We start from the raw sequence: 22,958 nt of genomic DNA on the forward strand, positions 1-22,958 counted from the left end.
CGACGCCTAAAAGGGATAAGGAAAAGTAAATAAGGGAGAGGGCACCCTATGTGCGGCCCGTTTTGATTTTCCTTGCTCCGCCCGCGCTAACCCCTTTCCTTATTCCCTGCTCCTCATTCCCTCAAAATGCCGCTACCGCCCCTCCGTTCTGCTTCCACGCTGCTGCTGCATGCCCTGGTGTGGGGGCTGGTGGCGGTGCTGCTGGTGGCCCAGCAGCCCGACTACCCCGGCCCGAAGCCGACGGAGTTCTGGCTGACCCAGGCCGTGGTGTTTGGGCTGCTGGCGGGCGTGTTTTACCTAAACGTGGGCTGGGCCGCGCCCAAGCTGCTCTACGCCAAAAAAGCCTGGGCCTACGTGCTGCTGAACGCCGGCGTGGTGCTGGTGGTGCTGCTCATCCACCATCAGGTAGAGCAGCGCCTGCGCGTGCCCGAACTGGTGGCCGCCGCCCGCGAAGCCGTCCTCAACCCGCCCAACCCGTGGTCGAGCCCGCGCCCGCACCCCCTCACCGGGCCCGAGGAAGGCAGCCCCGGCTTCAACACCGGTGTGCTGCTCATCACGCTGCTGGTGCTGGGCATTGCCACCAGCCTGGCGGCCATGCAAAAAGGCCAGCGCGACGCCGAAAGCCGCCTGGAGCTGGAGCGCCGCCAGGTGGCCACCGAGCTGAGTTTGCTCAAGGCTCAGATAAACCCGCACTTCTTCTTCAACACCCTCAACAACATCTACGCCCTCACGCTGCTCGACGGCGAGCAGGCCCGCGTGGCCCTGCACCGCCTCTCGCGCATGATGCGCTACGTGCTCTACGAGTCGCCGGCCGGCCACACCCGCCTGAGCCAGGAAATTAGCTTCTTGCAGGACTACATTGACCTCATGCACCTGCGCCTCACCACCAAAGTGCAGGTGCACTTCGAGCGGCCCGACCCGCTCAGCCCCGACCCGTTTATCGCGCCCATGCTTTTTCAGCCCTTCGTCGAGAATGCGTTTAAGCACGGCGTGAGCGCCACGGCGCCCAGCCGCATCACCATCCGGCTGCGCCAGCCCGCGGCCAATGCCGTGGAGCTGAGCGTGCGCAACACCGTATTTCCCGACCGCCCCGACGCCGACGAGGACGAGCCCGGCGGCATCGGCCTGGCCAACACCCAGCGTCGGCTCGATTTGCTTTATCCGCGCGCCCACACCGTCACCGTCACGCCCCGCAACGCCTCCCACGAGTACGAAGTATGTCTCCAACTGACCCTGTAGCCCCGTTCGTCATCAACTGCGTGGCCGTCGACGACGAGCCCCTGGCCCTCGGGCTGGTGTGCTCCTTCATCGAGCGCACGCCCTTTCTGCGCCTGGTGGGGCGCCACGAAAGCGCCGTGGCCGCCCTGCGCTCCCTGCACGAGCGGCCCGACGCCCACCTGCTGTTTCTCGACATCAAGATGCCCGACCTCAGCGGCCTGGAACTGGCCCGGGTGCTGCAGCACGGCCCGCGCGTCATCTTTACCACCGCCTTCAACCAGTACGCGCTGGAAGGCTTCCGCGTCGATGCGCTGGACTATTTGCTCAAGCCCTTCAACTACGAGGAGTTTCTGCGCGCCGCGCTCAAAACCAAGGCCTATTTCGAGATGAAGCAGGCCAGCGAATCCCCGGCCGCCGCGCCCGTTACGCCCCCAATCCACCCACCCGCCGCTCCGCCGGCCGAGGACCACATCTACCTCAAAGTAGAATACCAGCTGGTGCGCGTGGCCCTGGCCGACATCGTGTACGTGGAGGGACTGAAAGACTACGTGAAAGTGCATCTGGCCAGCGCCGCGCGGCCTTTGCTCTCGCTCACCAGCCTGCGCAGCATGGAGGAAAAGCTGCCCGCCGGCAAATTCCTGCGCATTCACCGCAGCTACATTGTGGGGCTGGGGCACATCCAGGCCGTGGGGCGCGGCACGGTCCAGATTCAGGGCGAAACCCTGCCCGTGAGCGACGGTTATCGGGAGGCGTTCGACCAGTTTTTCAGCCGCTGGAAATAAGTAAAAAGCGCGCCGCGAAATTGTCATAAATTCACGCCGACTTAATAAATAGCGACCTAACTTGCAGGGGTCTATGAGTGAGTCTTCGCCCAACTATTTCGACACCGACGGCCGCCCCGAACCGGCCCCCGACGCCAGCGCCGAAGCCGAGCGCCGGCTCAAGGTGTGGGCCGCCCTCAACGCCGTGGACCAGGGCCTGCTCAGCCCCGAGGAAGTGCTGTCGGCCTACGGCATCAGCGCCCAGGAAATGGACCAGCACCGCGCCGGCTGGATGGATTTTGAGGCCGGCAGCCGGTAGGCGGAGCGCTAGCAGGCAATACAAAAAGCACGTCATGCCGAGCGCAGCCGGGGCATCGCGCGTGCAACAGTAATCCAATTGTAAGGATTTGCTTAAAGCACGCCAGATGCTTCGGCTGCGCTCGGCATGAGCATTCTTGCGGGTTCCTGCGGGGCCCGAAGCAGTCAATTCCCCGCGGTGCCTTCCCACCAACTAACTTTGCCGGGCTATCTTCCCTATCCATGCCAGAGAATTCTTCTTCCGCTTCCGCTACCTTGCCCCAGCTACCCAAGGCGCCCACCGGCATCGAGGGCCTGGACGAAATCACCGAAGGCGGCCTGCCGCTGGGCCGCCCCACGCTCATCTGCGGCAGCGCGGGCTGCGGCAAAACCCTGATGGGCATCGAGTTCCTGGTGCGCGGCATCACGGAATTCAACGAGCCCGGCGTGCTCATGGCCTTCGAGGAAACGGCCGAAGAGTTGGCTGCCAACGTGGCCTCGCTGGGCTTCGATTTGAAGGATTTGCAGGCGCGCAAGCTGCTGCGCGTGGACCACGTGCACGTCGACCGCTCCGAGATTGAGGAAACCGGCGAGTACGATTTGGAAGGCCTGTTCATTCGCCTGGGCTACGCCATCGACGCCGTCGGGGCCAAGCGCGTGGTGCTGGACACGATTGAGTCGCTGTTTTCGGGCTTCCCGAACGAGAGCGTGTTGCGCTCGGAAATTCGCCGGCTGTTTCGCTGGCTGAAGGACAAGGGCGTCACCACCATCATCACGGCCGAGCGCGGCGACGGCACGCTCACGCGCCAGGGCCTGGAAGAGTACGTGTCGGACTGCGTGATTCTGCTCGACAACCGCGTGATTGACCAGATTACGACCCGCCGCCTGCGCGTGGTGAAGTACCGCGGCAGCACCCACGGCACTAACGAATACCCCTACCTGATAACCGGCGAAGGCATTTCGGTGCTGCCCGTGACCTCCCTGCGCCTGGAGCACGAGGTGTCGAACAACATCGTGTCCTCCGGCGTGCCGGCGTTGGACGAGATGTTCGGCCGGCGCGGCTTTTACGAAGGCAGCAGCGTGCTGGTGACCGGCACCGCCGGCACCGCCAAAACCACCCTGGCCGCCGCCTTTGCCGAAAAAATCTGCGAAGAGAACAAGCGCTGCCTGTTTTTTGCCTTTGAAGAGTCCCCGCAGCAGCTCATCCGCAACATGGCTTCGGTGGGCATCGACCTGAGAGGACACGTAAACGAAGGCCGCTTGCGCATCGAAGCCTCGCGCCCCACACTCAACGGCCTGGAGCAACACCTCGTGACCCTGCACCGCCTAGTGAAAGAGTTCAAGCCCGACGCCGTTGTCATCGACCCCATCACCAACCTCATCACCGTCGGCAACATCTCCGAAGTGCGCAGCATGCTCACGCGCCTCATCGACTTCCTGAAGGTGAGCGGCATCACGGCCTATTTCACGGCCCTGATAAACGGCGGCGTGGGCCGCGCCGAGATGACCGAGGAAGGCGTGTCGTCGTTGGTCGACACGTGGATTTCGGTGCGCGACCTGGAGGGCGTGGGCGAGCGCAACCGTGGCCTGAGCATCCTCAAGTCGCGCGGCATGGCGCACTCCAACCAGGTGCGCGAGTTCATCGTGACCGAGCACGGCATCGAGCTGCTGGACGTGGTGCTGGGCCCGACGGGCATCGTGACCGGCGCCGGCCGCCTCACCCAGCAGCTGCAGGAGCACGCCCAGGCCCTGGCCTCCCAGCAGGAAACCGAGCGCCGCGACCGCGAGCTGGAGCGCCGCCGCCGCATGCTGGAAGCCAACATTGCCAACCTGCGCACCGAATTTGAGAGTGTGGAAGAGGAGCTGCGCCAAATCAGCACTCACGAGCAAAGCCGCAACGAGGCCCTGCAAAGCGGCAAACAGCGCATCACGGCGGCCAACCCGCCGGCGTTCAACGCGCCGCTATCCGGCGAAACCGGCAAGTAATCCGTACACCTGAGTTGCCTCCGGCCTCCGCTTTTAGTACCATTTCCATGGCTGAAGATTTGAACGACCCTCTCGACGACGAAACCTGGGAGCTGCGCCTGTACGTGGCCGGCCAAACGCCCAAGTCGGTGACGGCCGTGGCCAACCTGCGCAAATACTGCGAACAGCACCTCAAGGGCCGCTACAAGCTGGAAGTCATCGACCTGCTGGTGAACCCGCAATTGGCCGAGGGCGACCAGATTCTGGCCATTCCGACGCTGGTGCGCAAGGTGCCCGAGCCCATCCGCAAAATCATTGGCGACCTCTCGAACGAGGAAAAAGTGCTGGTGGGGCTCGACGTGCGCCCCGTCATCAGCAAATAACCCCGGCCAATGGAACCTGAACCATCCCCCGGTTTTCGGGAGCCGGCCGCCCCGGAGTACCTCTTGCACCTGTACATTACGGGCGCCACCGTGAACTCGACGCGCGCCGTGCGCAACATCAAGGACATCTGCGAGCAGTACCTGAAAGGGCGCTACGAGCTGCTGATTATCGACATTTTTCAGCAGCCCGAGCTGGCCCAGCAGGAAGACCTCATCGGCGTGCCCACGCTCATCAAGCTGCGGCCCGGCCTGGTGCGCCGCCTCGTGGGCGACCTCTCGGACCGCGACCGGGTGCTGAAAGCCCTCGGCCTCGCTTCGCCCCCCGACGACCCCGCCGGCCATGAGTGAGCCTACGCCTGCAGTTGACCTGGCCCGCGAAAACGAAGAGCTGCGCTACCAGCTGGAAGAGGCACAGGAGCTGATACATGCCATCCGCTCGGGGGCCGTGGACGCGCTGGCCGTGCAGGGCACCGAGGGGCCGCGCATTTTTACGCTGCAGGGCGCCGACCAAACCTACCGCACCCTCATCGAGCAGATGAACGAGGGGGCCGTGTTGCTCAGCCACGACGCCACCGTGTTGTACTGCAACGCCTCGCTGGCCGGGCTGCTGGGCCTGACCCTGGGCGAAATCATGGGCAGCGCGTTCGAGAGCTTTGTGCCGCTGGCGTTTCAGGACTACTGGGCCGAGCTGCTGCGGCAGGGCTGGACGGGCAAAAGCCGGGGCGAGCTGCCGCTGAAGAACCGGGCCGGTGCCCTGGTGCCCTTTTCGGTGAGCATGAACGTGCTCAGCTTCAACGACGCGCCCACGCTGGCCCTGATTGTGACGGACCTCTCGGCCCAGCGCGAAATCACGGCCATCCGGGCGCAGGTGGAAGAGCAAAACGCCCTGCTCGACCGCCAGAGCGAGGAGCTCAAGCGCGAGGAAGCCGCCCGCCTGGCCGGCGAGCGCGCCGCCGCCGAAGCCAGCCGCCTGCTCGAAGGCATCTCGCAAATTGCCTGGACGGCCAGCGCGGCCGGCGAAAACACCTACCGCAACCGCCGCTGGTACGACTACATTGGCCACGCCCCGGGTGAGGGCGCGCCCTCCGACCGCTCCTGGCGCGCCCGCCTGCACCCCGACGACACCGCCGCTGCCCAGGCCCGCTGGCAGCACAGCCTCATCACCGGCGAGCCGTTTGAGGTAGAATGCCGCATCCGCAACCACGCCGATGAGTACCGCTGGATGCTGGGCCGCGCCCTGCCCTCGCGCAACGAGCAGGGCGACATCATGCAGTGGGTGGGCACCTACACCGACATCCACGAGCACAAGCTGGCCCTGGAGCGCATCGACCAGGGCCAGCGCCAGCTGCGCGAAAACAACGAGCAGCTCACCCGCGTGAACGTGGATTTGGACAACTTCATCTACACGGCCAGCCACGACCTCAAGGCCCCTATCAGCAACATCGAGGGTCTGCTCGATGCCCTGCTGAGCGAGCTGCCACTCGCCACCGTGCAGAGCGACCCCGTGCAGCCCATCCTAGAGCTGATGCAGGACTCGGTGAACCGCTTCAAGCGCACCATCGAGCAGCTCACCGACGTGAGCAAGCTGCAAAAAGAGCACGGCCTGCCCGCCGAGCCCGTGGACCTGGCCGCCGTGGTTCGCAACGTGCGCCTCGACCTGGAGCCGCTCATCCAGGGCACCGGCGCCGAGCTGCTGGTGGACGTGAAAGCCGTGCCCACGGTGCTGTTTTCCGAGAAAAACCTGCGCTCCGTCGTCTTCAACCTGCTCAGCAACGCCCTCAAGTACCGCGCCTCTGACCGCCTGCCGCTGGTGCGCCTGCAGGCCCGGCCCGAGGGCGCCGGCGCGGTGCTCGAAGTGGAAGACAACGGCCTGGGCCTGGACCCGGCCAACGAGCAGAAGCTCTTCGGCATGTTCCAGCGCTTTCACGACCACGTCGATGGCTCGGGTATTGGGCTGTACATGGTGAAGAAAATGGTGGAAAACGCCGGCGGCCGCATCACCGTGCGCAGCCGGCTGGGGCAGGGCACCACATTTTCGGTGTACTTTAGCCGGTAATCGGCGCGCCGCCTGGCTGCCTGTTTTCGGCTGATTCGTTCATGCAAAAGCTTACCTGCGTCCTGCTCGTCGACGACGACCAAACCACCAATTACCTCAACAAGCTGCTCATCAATCGGTTGGTGATGACCGATAAGCTGCTGGTGGCCCTCAATGGCCAGGAGGCGCTGGAGCAGGTAAAAATCCATTGCCGGGAAGCCCACCCCGACTGCCCGGCCCTGATTCTGCTGGATGTGAAAATGCCCGTCATGGATGGTTTCCAGTTCCTGGCCGCTTACAACGAGCTGCCGCTGCCCGAAAAGCAGGCCATCATCATCGTGATGCTCACCACCTCGCTGCACCCGCAGGACGTGGACCGGGTGCAGCAGCTCAACATTGCCGGCTTTCTGAACAAACCCCTGACCCGCGAAAAACTGAACGACGTGCTGAAGACCCATTTCGACCGGCACTTGCCGGAGTAGGGTGGGGTAGGTCTAGGGCTGAAGAACGTCATGCAGAGCGCAGCGAAGCATCTTTACCGCGAGAGTAAATAAATAGTGGTGGCGGTAAAGATGCTTCGCTGCGCTCTGCATGACGTTCTATTTGTAGCATATTATAGCACGACGTTCTTTATCCCCTTCTTCCACCATGCTACGCCTTCTCCGAACCACGTCCGAAAACGCCGATTTCCGCGCCCTTGTGCAGCTGCTCGACCATGATTTGGCCCGTCGTGACGGGGACGACCACGCTTTTTACGCCCAGTACAACAAGGTTGATAAAATAAACCATGTGGTAGTGGCCTATGTAGGCGAGGAGCCCGTAGGGTGCGGGGCCCTGAAGGAATTCGCATCCGGCCAGATGGAAGTCAAGCGCATCTTCGTGCAGCCCGCGCACCGGGGCACCGGCGTGGCCCCCGCCGTGCTGGCCGAGCTGGAGCAGTGGGCCCAGGAACTGGGCTACGCCGCCTGCGTGCTGGAAACTGGTAAAAAGCAGCCGGAGGCCATCCGCCTGTACGAGAAAAGCGGCTATGCCCTCACGCCCAACTACGGGCAGTACATCGGCGTGGAAAACAGCCTGTGCATGCGCAAGGAGCTACGCTAGCGCAATAGGCGGACTGTAGCGCGGACTTTGTAGTCCGCGTCCTAGCGCCGCTAAAGCTGTTTTGGTATCCACCGGGGACGCGGACTACAAAGTCCGCGCTACAGTCCGCCAGCATCCGCCCACTCCCGTACCTTGCGCCCATGTCCGATTTCCGTTTGCGCGTGTTTGCGGCCGTGGCCCGGCACCTGAGTTTCACCAAGGCGGCGCAGGAGCTGTTCGTGACCCAGCCCGCCGTGACCAAGCACCTGCACGAGCTGGAAAAGCAGCACGGCCAGCGCCTGCTGGAGCGCCGCGGCAACCGCGTGGCCCTCACCGAAGCCGGCCGCCTGCTGCAGGCCCACGCCGAGGCCGTGGCCGCCTCGGCCCAGCAGCTCGAAGACCAGCTGCTGGCCCTGCGCGACCCCGACGAAGCCGCCGGCCGCCTGCGCCTGGGCGCCAGCACCACCCTCAGCCAATACGTGCTGCCGGGCCTGCTGCCCGCCTTCCAGGCCCGCCACCCCAAGGTGCGCCTCACCCTGCTCAACGCCAATTCCGAGCGCATTGCCGACGCCCTGCTGCGCCACGAGCTGGACCTGGGCTTCGTGGAAGGCCGCACCAAAAGCCGCGACCTGCACTACGAGCTGCTGCTGCCCGACGAGCTGGTGGCCGTGCGCCGGGCCGCGGCCGCCGGCCCGCCGGCCACGCCCGTGCCGCTGGCCGAGGCCCTGGCCCGCCCGCTGGTGCTGCGCGAGCGCGGCTCGGGCACGCTGGAAGTGCTGGAATTTGCCCTGCGCGAGCTGAAAATCAAGCTCAGCAGCCTGCAAGTGGCCTTTTATTTTGATAACACCGAAGCCATCAAGGCCTATCTGGAGGCGGCACCGGAGGCGTTGGGTTTTGTGTCGCGCCGGGCGCTGACGCGGGAGCTGGCCGCCGGCCTGCTCGAAATCGTGCCCATTGAGGGCCTGCACCTGGCCCGGCAATTCGAGGCAGTGTGGGTGCAGGGGCAGCCACTGGCGCGGGCGGCGCAACGATTTCTTGGGTTTGCACAGGCCGAGTGCAAGGAGCTTGCATAACCAGAGGTTATTTGGAATAACATTTTGCCATTAACCAACGGGTAGGTAAGGGCGTAATTTTGGGGGACTAAATGCTTCCCACCCAATGCCGCAGCTACTTACCAAAACTCCTGAGAATGCCGGAACGGGCCCGCTGACGTCAGCGGCCCCGGCGGGTCCGTTCCGGTCTTTTCACGCGCCACACACGCTGCTGGGGTTCACGTTCACGCTGCGGCAGGTGGTGTTTGGGTTGGTGTTGTTGTACTGCCTTTCGCCGTGGTCGTCGCCGCCGGTGGCGCTGGCGCTGGGCCTGGTGCTGGCCCAAACCACGGGCAACCCCTTCGGCGCCCAAACCAAAAAAGCCACGGCCAAGCTGCTGCAGTTCTCCGTCATCGGCCTGGGTTTCGGCATGAACGCGCACGCGGCGGTGCAGGCCGGGCGCGAGGGGCTGCTGTTCACGGTGGCGTCCATTTGCGGCACGCTGGTACTGGGCTATTTCGCGGGCCGCTGGCTGAAGCTGAACCGCTCGGTGACGCACCTGATTTCGTGCGGCACGGCCATTTGCGGGGGCTCGGCCATTGCGGCGGTGGCGCCGGTGCTGCGGGCCAAGGATGAGGAAATATCGGTAGCCTTGGGCACGGTATTCGTGCTCAACGCGCTGGCGCTGTTTGCGTTTCCGCCCATCGGCCACGCCCTGGCCATGACGCAGAACCAGTTTGGGCTGTGGTGCGCCATTGCTATTCACGACACCAGCTCGGTGGTGGGCGCGGCGGCGGCCTACGGCGACCAAGCCCTGCAAGTGGCCACCACCGTAAAGCTGGCCCGCGCCCTCTGGATTATTCCAGTAGCGCTGGGCACGGCGTTGGCTTTCAAGCAGAAAGGCGTGAAGGTGAAGCTGCCCTATTTCATCCTGGGGTTCATCGTGGCCATGCTGCTCAATACCTGGCTGCCGGCCCTGCAGCCGGTGGGCGCGGTGCTGGTGCGGCTGGCCAAAATCGGCCTGACCGTAACGTTGTTTTTCATCGGCGCGGGGCTGTCAGCCGGGGTGCTGCGGGCGGTGGGCGCGCGACCTTACGTGCTGGGCGTGCTGCTGTGGGGCGTGGTTTCCACGGTGTCGCTCTACGTTATTCTGCACGCCGTTTAGGCGGAAATTACGCAAGTCTGGCGCCGCATTTCGCACCGGTTTTGGGGCGGGCGGCTGGTTCCTTTGCAACGCGGTACGGGCCCTGGTTGTTAGGGGAGCGTACCGCCGTTCAGACGGACTATAGCCGTTGCTTGCGCCATGTTTCCCTCTTCTGAAAATACCGAAACTGCCACCCTCGACATCGAAGGCATGAGCTGTGCCTCATGCGCGGCGGCCGTCGAAAAATCGCTCAGCCGCGCGCCGGGCGTGCAAAGCGCGCTGGTCAACTTCGCCACCGAAAAAGCCACCGTGCACTACCGGCCCGGTCAGGCCAGCCCCGCCACGCTCAAAGAAGCGGTGGTAAATGCCGGTTTCGGCGTAACGGAACGCACCCCCGACACCAGCGCCGCCGACCGCCAAAAAGCCGAAGCCTATGCCGCGCTCAAGCGCCGCTTTTGGGTGGCCGTGGGCCTGGCCGCCGTCATCATGCCGCTGAGCATGCTCATGCTGTGGCCCACCGCCATGCAACACGTGAATGTGCAGGGGCTGAACTACGGCCTGCTGCTGCTCACGCTGCCCGTGCTGCTCTACAGCGGCCGCGAGTTCTACACTTCGGCCTGGAACAGCTTCCGACACCGCTCGGCCACCATGGACACGCTCATTGCCATTGGCACGGGCGCCGCGTTTCTGTACAGCCTAGCGGCCACGCTGGTGCCCGGCTTTTTCATGCGCCACGGGCTGATGCCGGAGGTGTATTACGACACCACAGCCACCATTATTGCCCTCATTTTGCTGGGCAAGGTGCTGGAAATGCGGGCCAAGACCCGGACTTCGGCCTCAATTCGGGCCCTCATGGGTTTGCAGGCCAAAACCGCCCGCGTGGTCCGCCCCGGCGGCCAGGAAATCGATGTGCCCATCGAGCAGGTGCAGCCCGGCGACGTGGTGCTGGTGCGCCCCGGAGAGAAAGTGGCCACCGACGGCGTCATTACCGAAGGCCAGTCGGCCGTGGACGAGGCCATGCTCACCGGCGAAAGCCTGCCCGTGGCCAAGCGCGTGGGCGACGCCGTGTTCGGCGCCACGCTCAACAAAACCGGCGCTTTTCGCTTTCGCGTGACCAAAGTGGGCGCCGATACCCTGCTGGCCCAGATTGTAAAGCTGGTGGAAGACGCCCAGGGCAGCCGCGCGCCCATTCAGCGGCTGGCCGATAAAATCAGCGCTGTTTTTGTGCCCACGGTGGTGGGCATGGCCGTGCTCACGTTCGCGCTGTGGTTTGCGCTGGGCCCCGAGGCCAGTCGCCTGCCCCTGGCCCTCACCAATTTCGTGGCCGTGCTCATCATTGCCTGCCCGTGCGCGCTGGGGTTGGCCACGCCCACGGCCATCATGGTGGGCACCGGCAAGGGGGCCGAGCACGGCGTCCTCATCCGCAACGCCGAGGCGCTGGAAAAAGCCCACCAGGTCGACACCGTGCTGCTCGACAAAACCGGTACCATCACCCGCGGCGAGCCCGCCGTGACCGATTTTCTGCCGGCTCCCGGTCAGGATACTGCGTCGCTGCTGCCGTTGGTGGCCGCTCTGGAACGGCAGAGCGAACACCCGCTGGCCGAGGCCGTGGTGCGCTACGCCGACGCTCGGAGCACGTCTGCGTTGCCTGCAATCGGTTTTCGGGCCATCGAAGGCAAGGGCGCGGCTGCCACGGTGAATGGCCAAGCCGCCCTCATCGGCAACCAGCGTTTGCTCGCAGAAGAAAACGTGGCCGTTTCGGCTGACCTGACTGCCCACGCCGAGCAACTGTTGGCTCAGGCCAAAACGGTGCTCTATGTGGCCGTGGCCGGGCGGGCCGTAGCCGTCATCGGTGTGGCCGACGTGGTGCGCGAAACCTCCAAAGCCGCCATTCAGCAGCTGCAAGCCTTGGGCATTGAAGTGGTGATGATGACCGGCGACAACGCCCAAACCGCCGCCAAAGTGGCCGCGCAGGTCGGCATCACGCGCTACTTTGCCGAAGTGCTGCCAGCCGACAAATCCGTCAAAGTGAAGGAGCTGCAAGCCGAAGGCCGCACCGTGGCCATGGTCGGCGACGGCATCAACGACGCCCCAGCCCTGGCGCAGGCCGACGTGGGCCTGGCCATGGGCGGCGGCACCGACGTGGCCATGGAAGCCGCCGGCATCACCCTCATGCGCTCCGATTTGCAGGGCGTGGTGACGGCCATTGCGCTGTCGCGCCAAACCATGCGCACCATCAAGCAGAACCTGTTTTTCGCGTTTGTGTACAACACGCTCGGCATTCCCATTGCGGCCGGGCTGCTGTATCCGGTGTTCGGCTGGCTGCTCTCGCCCATGCTGGCGGCCGGGGCCATGGCGCTGAGCTCGGTGTCGGTTCTGACCAACTCGCTGCGGTTGCGGGGCTTTTCGATTGGAAAGTAGAAGCTGCCGTAGCGTTGTAGCGCGAACTTTGTAGTTCGCGTCCCCGCGCCATTAGGTGTCGTGCCGGTACGCGAACTACAAAGTTCGCGCTACGTTTGCCACTCCAATTATGAACCCATCTTCCGAACAACTCGCCCGCGAAAAACAATTAGCTGCCGCCGCCGCCCTGCGCTGGGTGCGCTCCGGCATGGTGCTGGGCCTGGGCAGCGGCAGCACGGCCGCCTGCTTCATCACGCTGCTGGGCGAGGCCGTGCGCGCGGGCCAGCTGAAAGTGCAGGCCACCGCTACGTCCCTGGCCAGCGAGGCCCTGGCCCGCGAAGGCGGCATCCCGCTGCTGGAACCCCGGCGCGGCCTGCGCTTCGACCTGACCGTGGACGGCGCCGACGAGCTGGACCCGCACCTGCGCCTCGTGAAAGGCGGCGGCGGAGCCTTGCTGCGCGAAAAAGTGCTGGCCACGGCTTCCGACTATTGGCTCATTGTGGCCGATTCTTCCAAAGCAGTGGCGCAACTGGGCCGGTTTCCGCTGCCGTTGGAAGTCGTGCCTTTCGCTTTGCCGTGGGTGCTGGACGCCGTAGCGGCCCTGGGCGGCGCGCCGGTGCTGCGCATGGACAAAGCCACGCCCACCCATCCTGCGCATTCAGACCAGGGCAACCTGCTGGTTGATTGCCATTTCAACGTGATAGCCGACCCGGAAAAGTTGGCTGCGCAGCTACAGAATATCCCTGGAATTGTGGAGCAGGGCTTGTTTCTGGGCCTAGCGCGGGCTGCGGTGGTGGCCCGGGGCGCAGAGGTGCAGGTGCTGCGGCCGGGGCAGACGCCGGTGGCCGCGGCCGGTTTCGCGCAGTTGCCGTGATGGGTTTGGGCGGGGTAGAGACGCAACATGTTGCGTCTGGTCGTTGAACAGTAGTCCCAGAACGGCGCGGTTCCGGACGTTCAACGACGAGACGCAAAATGTTGCGTCTCTACCCCGTTCAATTGTGCGGTAGGAGGGAAGCGGCGGCCTGGTCCAGAAACCAGTGCGCTTCCCCGGCCGGAGAAATCAGTTGGGCCGGGAATTCGTCTACGTCGCGCGCGTCGCGCAATACGTGCCGCACGGCCGCCGCTTTATCGGCGCCATAAACCAGGAAAGCCACGGCACGGGCCTGGTTGATAAGCGGAGCCGTGAGGGTGATGCGATACACTTGTTTATCTTCCAAAAACACTTCCCGCGCGCCCGCGCTGGCATCGTGCAGCACGGGCGTGTGAGGAAACAGCGAGGCCGTGTGCGAGTTGTCGCCGAGCCCGAGCAAAACCAAATCAAAGCGGGCTTCTTCGGCGCCAAAAAATTCCTGGATGGTGCGCGTATAAGCCGCCGCCGCTTCGGCCGGTGGGAGGGAAGTGTCAACTGCAAAAACCTGAGCGGCGGCGATGTTCAGCGGCGCCAGCAGCGCTTCTTTGGCCATGCGGTAATTGCTTTCGGCGTCGGTGGCGGGCACGTTGCGCTCGTCGCCGAAGAAGAAATACACCTGCGGCCAGGCCACCTTTTCCCGGTAGGGGGGCGAGGCCAGCAGCTCGTACAATTTCCGGGGCGAGTTGCCGCCCGACAGCGCCACCACGAACCGGCCGCGCGCCGCAATGGCTTGGCCGGCCTGCGCCACAAAGTAATCGGCCAGTTCGGCCAGCACCTGCCCGGATGTGGGTTGAATGTGCAGCTGCATGGCGCTAGTGCTTGCCGCCGTTTAGCGGCAGGGTGTACCAGTGGAAACCGTCGCGCGCAATCAGCGCTTCGGCCGATTCCGGGCCCCATGAGTCGGCCGAGTAATTGGGGAAATTCTGGCTGATGCGGCCCTGCCAGTAGTTCAGAATGGGCATCACCAGGTCCCAGGCCGCTTCCACCTGGTCGCCGCGCATGAACAGGGTCTGGTCGCCGAGCATGGTGTCGAGCAGCAGGGTTTCGTAGGCTTCGGGGGCCTCGCTGGTGTAGGTGCCTTTGTAGTCGAACACCATGTCCACGGTGTTGAGCATCATGTCGAGCCCCGGGCGCTTGGCCTGCACTTGCAGCCGAATGCTCATCTCGGGCTGAATGCTGATGATGAGGCGGTTCTGCTTCCAGCTTTCGGCCGTTTCGGGCGGGAAGATGTTGTGCGGCGCGTCCTTGAACTGTATCATGATGATGGACGCCGAGCGGTGCATGCGCTTGCCGGTGCGCGCGTAGAACGGCACGCCCTGCCAGCGCCAGTTGTCCACGAAAAACTTCACCGCCGCGAAGGTTTCGGTGTTCGACGTGGGGTTGGCGTCCTTTTCCTGGCGGTAGCCGGGCACCTGCTCGCCCTGCATCCAGCCCTCGCCGTACTGTCCGCGCACCGCCGACTCGCGCACGTCTTCGCTGCGGAAGCGGCGCATGGCGCGCAGCACGTCCACCTTGCGGTTGCGCACCTCGTCGGCCGTGAAGTTGACGGGCGGCTCCATGGCCACCAGGCACAGCAGCTGCAGCAGGTGGTTCTGAATCATGTCGCGCAGGGCGCCGGCGCCGTCGTAGTAGCCGCTGCGGTCGCCCACGCCCAGCTGCTCGCTCACCGAAATCTGCACGTGGTCGATGTAGTTGCGGTTCCAGAGCGGCTCCAGCAGGGCGTTGGCGAAGCGGAAGGCCATGATGTTCTGCACCGTTTCCTTGCCCAGGTAGTGGTCGATGCGGTAAATCTGGCGCTCCTCAAAAATGTCGCCCAGCAGCTTATTCAGCGCCCGGGCCGAGTCTAAATCGTGCCCAAAGGGCTTTTCAATCACAATGCGCGTGCGGTCGGAGTCGTCGGTCAGCTTGCTTTTGGCCAGGTTGGAGGCGATGATGGGGAAGAACTCCGGCGCTACCGCCAGGTAGTAAATCACGTTGGCCGGCCCGTCCCACTGCTGCTCGTATTCTTTGATGCGCTTGCCGAAATCCTTGTAGGTGCCGGCGTCTTTCACGTCGGCCACCTGGTACACGATGTGCTGGCTGAAGGTGGTCCATTTGTCTTTGGCGGCCTTGCCGGTGCGCGAAAACTGGTTGATGCCGTCCAGGATTTTCTCCTGAAACTCTTCGTCCGAGAGCTTGGTGCGGCCCGTGCCGATGATGGCAAACTGCTCAGGCAGCCAGCCGTCCAGAAAAAGGTTGTAGAGGGCCGGCGCCAGCTTGCGGGCGTTCAAATCGCCGGTGCCGCCGAAAATGACGAAAATCGTAGGCGGAATTTTTTGGGAGGAAGAGCTCATGCGCAGAAGAGGGAAGCAGGTGCTTGTAATTGAATGTAATACAACGGTCATGTCGAGCTTGTCGAGACATCTCGCGTGCGGCAGTAATCCTTGTTGATTAGTGGTGGCACGCGAGATGTCTCGACAGGCTCGACATGACGTTCTAACCTTAGGCGTTGGGCGTCACCGGCTCTTTGCCGGCGTTTTCCTCCGGCTGTACGTCCTTTTTATTGGCCGCGTCTTCGTGCTCCGGTGTCCATTGGGTGTGGAAAACACCCTCCTTGCCAATCAACTCGTAGGTGTGGGCGCCGAAGTAGTCGCGCTGGGCCTGAATCAGATTAGAAGGCAGGCGCGCGGTCCGGAAGGTGTCGAAGTAGCTCAGGCACGAGCAGTAACCCGGCAGGGCCAGTCCGGCCGTGACGGCAGCCGACACCACGGCCCGCGCGCCCGGCACGCTGCCTTTCACCAGTTCCTGCACCCGTCCATCAACCAACAAATGCTCTAGCTCCGGCTCCTGCTGGAAGGCGTTAAAAATGTCGTTCAAAAAAGTAGAGCGGATGATGCAGCCCCCGCGCCAGATTTTGGCAATTTCGGCCAGCTGCAGGTTGTAGGAAAAGTCTTTCGAGGCTTTGGCCAGCAGGTGCATGCCCTGGGCGTAGGTGATGACCATATTGAAATAGAACGCCTGCTCCAGGCTGGCCAAAAAGGCTTCCTTGTCTACTTCCAGCGGCGCGGCTTCCGGGCCGTAGAGGCCGGCCAGCTTTTCGCGCAGGGCCTTGTATTTCGACAAGTCGCGCATGGCCACGGCCGTATCGATGGTCGGGATGGCCATTTCCAGGTCCATGGCCACCTGCGAGGTCCACTTGCCCGTGCCCTTCGAGCGCGCCTCGTCCTTGATGTCGTCAAGCAGTAAGTGGTCGGTGCCGGGCGCGATGAACCCGAAAATATCCTTCGTGATGTCGAGCAGAAAAGACTGCAGGCGGCCCTCGTTCCACTGCCTGAAGACCTGACCGATGGCGCCGTTGTCCAGGCCCAGGCCGCGCTGCATCACCGCATAAGTTTCGGCAATGAGCTGCATCAGCCCGTATTCGATGCCGTTGTGCACCATTTTCACGAAGTGGCCGGCGGCGCCGGGCCCGATGTACGTCACGCACGGCTGCCCGTCCACCTGCGCCGCAATGGCCTCGAACATGGGCCGCATGGCCTCGTAGGCCTGCTTATCGCCGCCGGGCATCATGCTGGGGCCGAAGCGGGCGCCTTCCTCGCCGCCCGAGATGCCCATGCCGAAAAAGTGAAAGCCCTCGGCGGCCAGGGCCGCGTCGCGGCGGTTGGTGTCGGTGAAGTGGGAGTTGCCGCCGTCGATGATGACGTCGCCGGGCGCGAGCAGGGGCCGCAGCTCGTCAATCACGCTGTCCACAATTTTGCCGGCCGGCACCAGCATCATGATGGCGCGCGGCCGGCTTAGGCTGTTGATGAAATCGGGCAGCTCGGTGAAGCCTTTCACGGGCTTGCCGGCGCCTTCCTGGGCCAACAGGTCGATTTTGGCGGCGTCCTTGTCATAGCCGGCGCCCGCAAAGTGGTGGTCGGCCAGGTTCAGCAGCAGGTTGCGGCCCATGGTGCCCAGGCCAATCATGCCAAAGGAGAAAGAAGTTGGCGTGTCGCTCATCGGAAAATCGGTTTCGGAATTAAGTGGTTACGAAGGCAAAAGGTAAGGCGGGCAGCCGCAAGAGCGGGGGCTGGCTCCGGCTAAAGCTAGGCGCCGCCCCTTCGCCTACTAAGTTTGCCGGCGCCGGGTTGTTTGAAGCGGAACAGTTTTCCGGACAATTTGGCTTATTGAGTAGCGGCCGGGACGTGGCCTAAGTGGCGCCGGCAGCCTAAATTCGGCCCCGATTGGTATAGGTCGTCATGTAGAGCAAAGCATCTGGCTCGCGCCGTCTGTCATCCTGAGCGCAGCGAAGGACCTTTTCACGATTGAACAACTTATTCAATCGTGAAAAGGTCCTTCGCTGCGCTCAGGATGACAGACGGCCTAACTTTCTAAAAAACCCCCACCCACCATGCCCCATACCCTCGAAAACTACACCCTCGGCCGCTGGGCCGCCGGCGGCAATACGCCCCAGGAGCTGCTCGACGCCAGCACCGGCGAAGTCATTGCCCTGGCCAACACCGAAGGCTTCGACTTTGCCGCCATCCTCGACTACGGCCGCCGCGTGGGCAACCCCCAGCTGCGCCGCATGACCTTTCACGAGCGGGGCCGCATGCTCAAGGCGCTGGCCTTCCACTTGCAGGAAAAAAAAGAAATTTTCTACGAGCTCAGCTACCGCTCCGGCGCCACGCGGGCCGATTCCTGGATTGACATCGAGGGCGGCATCGGCAACCTGTTTGCCAACGCCTCCTTGCGCCGCAAGTTTCCCGACAAGCCGTTTTATGTGGAAGGCGAGCCGGTGGGCCTGAGCAAGGGCGGCACTTTCATGGCCCAGCACCTGCTGGTGCCGCGCGAGGGCGTGGCCGTGCACATCAACGCCTACAACTTTCCCATCTGGGGCATGCTGGAGAAAATTGCGGTGAACCTGCTGGCCGGCATGCCCGCCGTGGTGAAGCCCGCCGTGCCCTCGGCCTACCTCACCGAGGCCGTGGTGCGCGAAATCATCGCCTCCGGCATCCTGCCCGAAGGTGCCCTGCAACTGGTGGTGGGCTCGGGCCAGGGCCTGCTCGACCACGTCACCTACCAGGACGTGGTCACGTTCACTGGCTCGGCCAGCACCGGCCGCAAGCTGCGCGCCCACCCGCGCATCATCGAGGAAGCCGTGCCGTTCACCATGGAAGCCGACTCGCTCAACGCTGCTGTGCTGGGCGTGGATGCCCGGCCCGGCACCCCGGAATTCGACTTATTCATCAAGGAAATCCGCAAGGAGATGACGGCCAAGTGCGGGCAGAAATGCACCGCCATCCGCCGCGCCATTGTGCCCGAAGCCTACCTCGAAGACGTGCAGATTGCCTTAGGTAAGGCCCTGGCTCAAACCACCGTGGGCCACCCGCAGGCCGAGGGCGTGCGCATGGGCGCGCTGGCCGGCCGGGCCCAGGCCGAGATTTTCCGCGAGCGGGTGCGCCACCTGGCCAAAAATACGCCCATCGTGTACGGCAACCTGGAAGAAGTGGAGTTGCTGGGCAAGGAGCGCGGCGCCGATTACGCCAAGGGCGCCTTTACCTCGCCCATCGTGCTGCGCAACGACGACCCGTTCAAGCACCTCGACAGCCACGAAATCGAAGCCTTCGGCCCGGTGGTGACGCTGATGCCCTACCGTGAAACCGAAGAAGCCGTGACGCTGGCCAACCTGGGCAAAGGCTCGCTGGTGTGCTCGCTGGCCACCAACGACCCGCGCACGGCCCAGGACTTGGTGATGGGGACCGCCACCCACCACGGCCGCATCCTGGTGCTGAACGGCGAAATGGCCAAGGAAAGCACCGGGCACGGCTCGCCGCTGCCGCAACTCATCCACGGCGGCCCCGGCCGGGCCGGCGGCGGGCAGGAGATGGGCGGCATTCGTGGGGTGGAGCATTTTATGCAGCGCGTGGCCCTGCAAGGCTCGCCCAGCATGATTACGGCCATCACGGAGGTGTACCAGACCGGCGCCCGGCAGATTGAACGCGACAAGCACCCCTTCCAGCACTACTTCGAGGAGCTGGAAATCGGCCAGACCTACACCACGCACCGCCACACCGTGACGGAGGCCGACATCACGGCCTTCGCCCAGGTGTCGGGCGATAATTTCTACGCCCACGTCGACGCCACCTCGCTGGAAGGCACGCTCTTCACCGGCCGCGTGGCCCACGGCTACTACATCCTGAGCAAGGCCGCCGGTATGTTCGTGGACCCGCGCAAAGGACCCGTGCTGCTCAACTACGGCCTCGACGAGTGCCGCTTCACCAAGCCCGTGTACCCCGGCATGACCATCGGCGTGACGTTGACGGTGAAGGAGAAAGTAGGACAGGAGAAGCGCGACGAAACCGACGTGGCCAAGGGCATCGTGCGCTGGCTAGTGACCGTGACCGATGAAACCGCAGAGACGGTGGCCGTGGCCACGATTCTGACAATGGTGAAGAAGAAAAATCAGGAGTAATACGGACTGGTTTTGTAAGTCGGATTAACTCTTAAACGAAACAGCCACCATGTTGCAAAGCATGGTGGCTGTTTCGTTTAAGGCTATCTGTGAATTAAGAGTAACACCAACTGACCCGGTTAGTCCTGATTGCCGTTGGGAATCTGGATACTATTAGGATAACAGCTGGGGCTCGGCTCACGGAGCTACTGGTGCCACTTGGGCACTGAGGCCCTGAGCAGCTTTCACGAACGCCGGTGCACCTGCTGCGTAAGCCCTTGCGGCGCCCAGCGCGCCTGCCTCCACCCAACCCGATTGCATGCACCGAACCCTGGAACTGACCGTGCCGCCGACCGTCACCGACGCGCTGGCCGCGCAGCTCACTGATTTAGATGCCGTGATTGGCCTGGCCGTGCTGCGCGGGGCCTCGCGCAAGCCCGTCGGCGACGTGCTCACGGTGCACGTGCTCAACCGCGGGGCCGACGAGGTGCTGCGCCGGGCCCGGGCCGCCGTGGCCAACCCGCAGGACCTGAGCGTGGTGACCAGCGAAGTGGCCAGCTTCATTGCCCCGGCCGCCCACGAGGCCGTGGACGACGACCGCGACGAGGCCATTTGGGAAGAAATGGAAAGCGGCCTGCGCCACCAGGGTCGCATCACCACCAACTACTTGCTGCTCATGGGCCTGGGTGGCATCATCGCCGCCATCGGCTTGGTGGCGGAGCCCGTGCCGCAGGCCGTGGCGTTTGTGGCTTCGGCCGTCATCGCGCCCGGCTTCGACCCCATGACCAAAGTGCCGCTGGGCCTGGTGCTCCGGCGTTGGTCGTTGGTGCGGCGGGGCCTGGAATCGGCCGGGGCCGGCTACGCCGTGCTGGTGGCCGCGGCGGCCCTCACCATGTGGGCGCTGGTGGCGGCCGGCGAAACCAGCGCCGCTGCCCTCGCCGCCAACGGCGAGGTGCAGCACCTGGCCCACCCGAAGCTGCCGGAACTGCTGCTGGCCGCGGCGGGGGCCCTGGCCGGGGTGGTCACCCTGGCCGCGTTTCGGCGCAGCTTTCAGGCCGGGCCGCTCATCGCCATGGCCTTTGTGCCGGCCGCCGCGCTCATCGGCGCGGGCCTGGTGGTGGGCCGCGCCGATTTGGCGCTGGAAGGCCTGGAGCGGTTTGGGGCCGACTGGGGCTTCATTGTCGGGCTGGGTGTGCCGTTCCTGTGGCTCAAGCAGCGCTTCGTGCACCGCCGGCCCCCACTGGTGTAGCTGGTTTGCTGCTGAGTGCCTTCGAGCAGGTCAGATGCCGGCCGTAGTGAAGCCCAGCACCGGCGCGTCTTCGCCTTCGCCTAGGTAGAAAGCCGGCTCGGCGGTGGCCATCTCATAGCGCACCACCACGTCGGTTTCAAAGGCCACGAAGTATTCACAGAGCAGCTCCAGGGCCTTGGCGGGCCACTCGCCGGCCAGGTAGGCTTCCAAGCTGGCCACGGAAAGGCCGTGCAGGCTGATTTCGAGGGCGGGCAGGGTTTCCTGGTAGTCGCCGCCCAGCACCAGGTCGCGGCCCAGGGCCAGGTGGCCGAGGGCGCCGCCGGACGTGGGTTGGGCCGCAGTGGCCGCGGGCGCGGGCAGGGCATGGCGCTGGGGGGCAATGGTGCGCAACTGCACGGGCAGGCCCAGCACGCTCTCGAAGCACAACTGCGTGCGGGCCAGGTCGCCGACGATGCCGTGGGCCAATGGCAACAGATACAGCAGATTGGTGAGCGGCTCGGGGGGCAGGCCGCAGTCGGCAATGCCCCAGAAACGGGCCAGCGCCTCGTTGTACCAGCGGGCCGAGAGGTTGGTGAAATAGCGCCGTTCCTCCTGCTCGACGCGCACCCGAAACCGGAAAAACTCCTGCTCGAACGGCAGGAAAAACAGCCGGGTGGCCTTCTCCTTGCGGCGCTGCAGGTGGATGTCCTGAATCATGGTGCGCACGCCGGGCGGGGCGTCGGTGGTGGCGCTACCGGGCTGGTGAAACACCTGCTGCGGCAGGGCGTCGTAGAGGCCTTCGCGGTGCACCTCCAGCACGGTGCGCACCACGGGGCGACTGCCGCGCTCGAAGGGCTCGTCGCTCACGGCGCCCAGGTCGCGGCGGTAGCGCCGGGCAAACAGGCCCACCGGCCGCACCAGAAAGTCATCGAAGTCGTAGCCGAAAGCCAGCAATTCGGCCAGAATTACTTCCAGGCGCAAGTCGAAGGGCTGGCGGCGCAACTGGGCCAGCAGGCGATGAACGGAGATGGTATCGGACACGGGCGAATACGTAAGCGGGCGAAGGCGCCCAAAGTAACCACTTCTTCGCTGCCTTACGCCGCCCGCCGGGGCGGGGTTGGGCCGGCGGCCGGCCAAGGGAATGGCCCTGAGTTGATATTTTGCGTACATTGTTCGGCTGCCCATAACCGGGGCAGGGGAGGCCCGGCCGCCTTTGCCCAATCGATTATCCGTTTCCCTAATGCTTCCAAACCCTGCTTCTCAGGCCAGTTCCGCCGCTTCCAGCACCTTGTCCAACGCCAGTTCGCGGGTGCAGAACAGTAAGGTATTCATCAGTAGTTTTTTGTATGTGCTGGGCACGGTGCTCGTGTTCGGCTTGCTGGGGCTGGCGGCGGTGCGCAGCCCGCTCACGTTTCCGCCCACGCTGGCACTGCTGCAGCTGGCCGTGCTGTTGCTCGGCTGGCTCTACGCCGCCATGCTGCCGCGCTGGCTGGGCTGGTACGACCGCGACAGCCGCTGGCAAACCGCCCTTATTTTGCTGGTGACGGCCCTGCTGGGGGCCGGCGCCATCCTGGCGCTGCGCTGGGTGCCCTGGGCCAAAAACTACCTGCCGCCCGCCGGCTTTGTCACGGCCGTTATTCCGTTTTTGCTGCCGTATTTCTTCTGGCAGTCGTACCGGGCCTGGCGGGCCATTCCGTACAAGCAGTACAAGCTGTGGCACTACAACCCGCTGGCCGCCAGCCCCGACCTTTCGCGCATGGACCTGAACAACTTCATGGTTGTTCATTTCTGGATGACGCGACGTTACGGCGAGGCGCTCTACCACGACTTCTCCTCGAAAGCGCCCCACCAGATGCGGCTGAGCGATTTGTTCGCCATCTTCCTCACCGATTATAACAAGCTCAAGCCCGACCAGGCCCTGCAGTACGTTGACAACCAGGGGCAGGCCTACGGCTGGCTGTTCTACGCCAAGCGCCCGTGGTGGCGCGGCCGTCATTATTATGACCCGGACTACACGTTCCAAGACAATTTCCTGCGCCAGGGCAGCATCATCGTGGCCCAGCGCGTGCCCGCTCTGTCCGCCGCCGAATAAGC

General features: G+C 64.2%; 20 protein-coding genes. 16 read left to right on the plus strand and 4 right to left on the minus strand.

Annotated elements, in window-relative coordinates; all coding sequences use genetic code 11:
• Positions 1 to 126: 126 nt before the first annotated feature.
• The 13 genes from I2H31_RS01535 (at position 127) to rpiA (ending at position 13,188) form a co-directional block, all read left to right on the plus strand.
• On the plus strand, positions 127 to 1,239 hold the full coding sequence (locus tag I2H31_RS01535) for a sensor histidine kinase (protein ID WP_196291237.1): 1,113 nt from the start codon (positions 127 to 129) through the stop codon (positions 1,237 to 1,239).
• Positions 1,218 to 2,000, plus strand: coding sequence for a LytR/AlgR family response regulator transcription factor (locus I2H31_RS01540; RefSeq protein WP_196291238.1), 783 nt, complete (start codon positions 1,218 to 1,220; stop codon positions 1,998 to 2,000). The genes I2H31_RS01535 and I2H31_RS01540 overlap by 22 nt, the downstream gene beginning before the upstream one ends.
• Before the next feature lie 73 nt (positions 2,001 to 2,073).
• On the plus strand, positions 2,074 to 2,298 hold the full coding sequence (locus tag I2H31_RS01545) for a hypothetical protein (RefSeq protein WP_196291239.1): 225 nt from the start codon (positions 2,074 to 2,076) through the stop codon (positions 2,296 to 2,298).
• Positions 2,299 to 2,552: 254 nt separating this feature from the next.
• Entirely contained in the window at positions 2,553 to 4,262 is a 1,710-nt protein-coding gene (gene kaiC, locus I2H31_RS01550) for a circadian clock protein KaiC (RefSeq protein ID WP_230687383.1), read from the plus strand.
• A 47-nt stretch (positions 4,263 to 4,309) separates the two neighbouring features.
• Positions 4,310 to 4,624, plus strand: coding sequence for a circadian clock protein KaiB (kaiB, locus tag I2H31_RS01555; protein WP_196291241.1), 315 nt, complete (start codon positions 4,310 to 4,312; stop codon positions 4,622 to 4,624).
• A gap of 9 nt (positions 4,625 to 4,633) precedes the next feature.
• Positions 4,634 to 4,972, plus strand: coding sequence for a circadian clock KaiB family protein (locus I2H31_RS01560; protein WP_196291242.1), 339 nt, complete (start codon positions 4,634 to 4,636; stop codon positions 4,970 to 4,972).
• Positions 4,965 to 6,680, plus strand: a complete 1,716-nt coding sequence (locus I2H31_RS01565; protein ID WP_196291243.1) for an ATP-binding protein — start codon at positions 4,965 to 4,967, stop codon at positions 6,678 to 6,680. The genes I2H31_RS01560 and I2H31_RS01565 overlap by 8 nt, the downstream gene beginning before the upstream one ends.
• A gap of 41 nt (positions 6,681 to 6,721) precedes the next feature.
• The gene (locus I2H31_RS01570) at positions 6,722 to 7,141 is read left to right on the plus strand and encodes a response regulator (RefSeq protein ID WP_196291244.1); all 420 of its coding nucleotides are present in this window, start codon (positions 6,722 to 6,724) and stop codon (positions 7,139 to 7,141) included.
• Between the two features lie 166 nt (positions 7,142 to 7,307).
• Positions 7,308 to 7,760: a GNAT family N-acetyltransferase gene (locus I2H31_RS01575; RefSeq protein WP_196291245.1), complete on the plus strand. Its 453-nt coding sequence runs from the start codon at positions 7,308 to 7,310 to the stop codon at positions 7,758 to 7,760.
• Positions 7,761 to 7,900: 140 nt separating this feature from the next.
• Positions 7,901 to 8,812, plus strand: a complete 912-nt coding sequence (locus I2H31_RS01580) for a LysR substrate-binding domain-containing protein (protein WP_196291246.1) — start codon at positions 7,901 to 7,903, stop codon at positions 8,810 to 8,812.
• Positions 8,813 to 8,897: 85 nt separating this feature from the next.
• Entirely contained in the window at positions 8,898 to 9,935 is a 1,038-nt protein-coding gene (locus tag I2H31_RS01585; RefSeq protein WP_196291247.1) for a YeiH family protein, read from the plus strand.
• Between the two features lie 138 nt (positions 9,936 to 10,073).
• Positions 10,074 to 12,335: a heavy metal translocating P-type ATPase gene (locus tag I2H31_RS01590; protein WP_196291248.1), complete on the plus strand. Its 2,262-nt coding sequence runs from the start codon at positions 10,074 to 10,076 to the stop codon at positions 12,333 to 12,335.
• Positions 12,336 to 12,444: 109 nt separating this feature from the next.
• A complete protein-coding gene (rpiA, locus tag I2H31_RS01595; RefSeq protein WP_196291249.1) occupies positions 12,445 to 13,188 on the plus strand; it encodes a ribose-5-phosphate isomerase RpiA in 744 nt (247 codons plus the stop codon).
• Between the two features lie 118 nt (positions 13,189 to 13,306).
• Here the strand turns inward: rpiA and pgl are convergent, their stop codons facing one another.
• The 3 genes from pgl to gndA form a co-directional block, all read right to left on the minus strand.
• Positions 13,307 to 14,032, minus strand: coding sequence for a 6-phosphogluconolactonase (pgl, locus tag I2H31_RS01600; protein ID WP_196291250.1), 726 nt, complete (start codon positions 14,030 to 14,032; stop codon positions 13,307 to 13,309).
• Positions 14,033 to 14,036: 4 nt separating this feature from the next.
• A complete protein-coding gene (gene zwf, locus I2H31_RS01605; RefSeq protein ID WP_196291251.1) occupies positions 14,037 to 15,557 on the minus strand; it encodes a glucose-6-phosphate dehydrogenase in 1,521 nt (506 codons plus the stop codon).
• A 148-nt stretch (positions 15,558 to 15,705) separates the two neighbouring features.
• On the minus strand, positions 15,706 to 17,202 hold the full coding sequence (gndA, locus tag I2H31_RS01610; RefSeq protein WP_196291252.1) for an NADP-dependent phosphogluconate dehydrogenase: 1,497 nt from the start codon (positions 17,200 to 17,202) through the stop codon (positions 15,706 to 15,708).
• 391 nt (positions 17,203 to 17,593) lie between these two features.
• On the opposite strand from gndA, the gene paaZ reads away from it, so the two are divergent.
• Complete coding sequence (paaZ, locus tag I2H31_RS01615; RefSeq protein ID WP_196291253.1) at positions 17,594 to 19,657, plus strand: phenylacetic acid degradation bifunctional protein PaaZ; 2,064 nt, start codon at positions 17,594 to 17,596, stop codon at positions 19,655 to 19,657.
• Positions 19,658 to 19,955: 298 nt separating this feature from the next.
• Complete coding sequence (locus I2H31_RS01620; RefSeq protein WP_196291254.1) at positions 19,956 to 20,885, plus strand: DUF389 domain-containing protein; 930 nt, start codon at positions 19,956 to 19,958, stop codon at positions 20,883 to 20,885.
• A gap of 30 nt (positions 20,886 to 20,915) precedes the next feature.
• Here the strand turns inward: I2H31_RS01620 and I2H31_RS01625 are convergent, their stop codons facing one another.
• Positions 20,916 to 21,905 carry a type VI secretion system baseplate subunit TssG gene (locus tag I2H31_RS01625; protein WP_196291255.1) on the minus strand — a complete coding sequence of 330 codons (990 nt, stop codon included), beginning with the start codon at positions 21,903 to 21,905 and terminating at the stop codon, positions 20,916 to 20,918.
• A gap of 199 nt (positions 21,906 to 22,104) precedes the next feature.
• Here I2H31_RS01625 and I2H31_RS01630 point away from each other — a divergent pair, with 199 nt between their 5' ends.
• On the plus strand, positions 22,105 to 22,956 hold the full coding sequence (locus I2H31_RS01630) for a TssN family type VI secretion system protein (RefSeq protein WP_196291256.1): 852 nt from the start codon (positions 22,105 to 22,107) through the stop codon (positions 22,954 to 22,956).
• The last annotated feature ends 2 nt before the right edge of the window (positions 22,957 to 22,958 follow it).

The organism is Hymenobacter ruricola (genome assembly GCF_015694525.1).
GTDB classification, from domain to species: Bacteria; Bacteroidota; Bacteroidia; order Cytophagales; family Hymenobacteraceae; genus Hymenobacter; species Hymenobacter ruricola.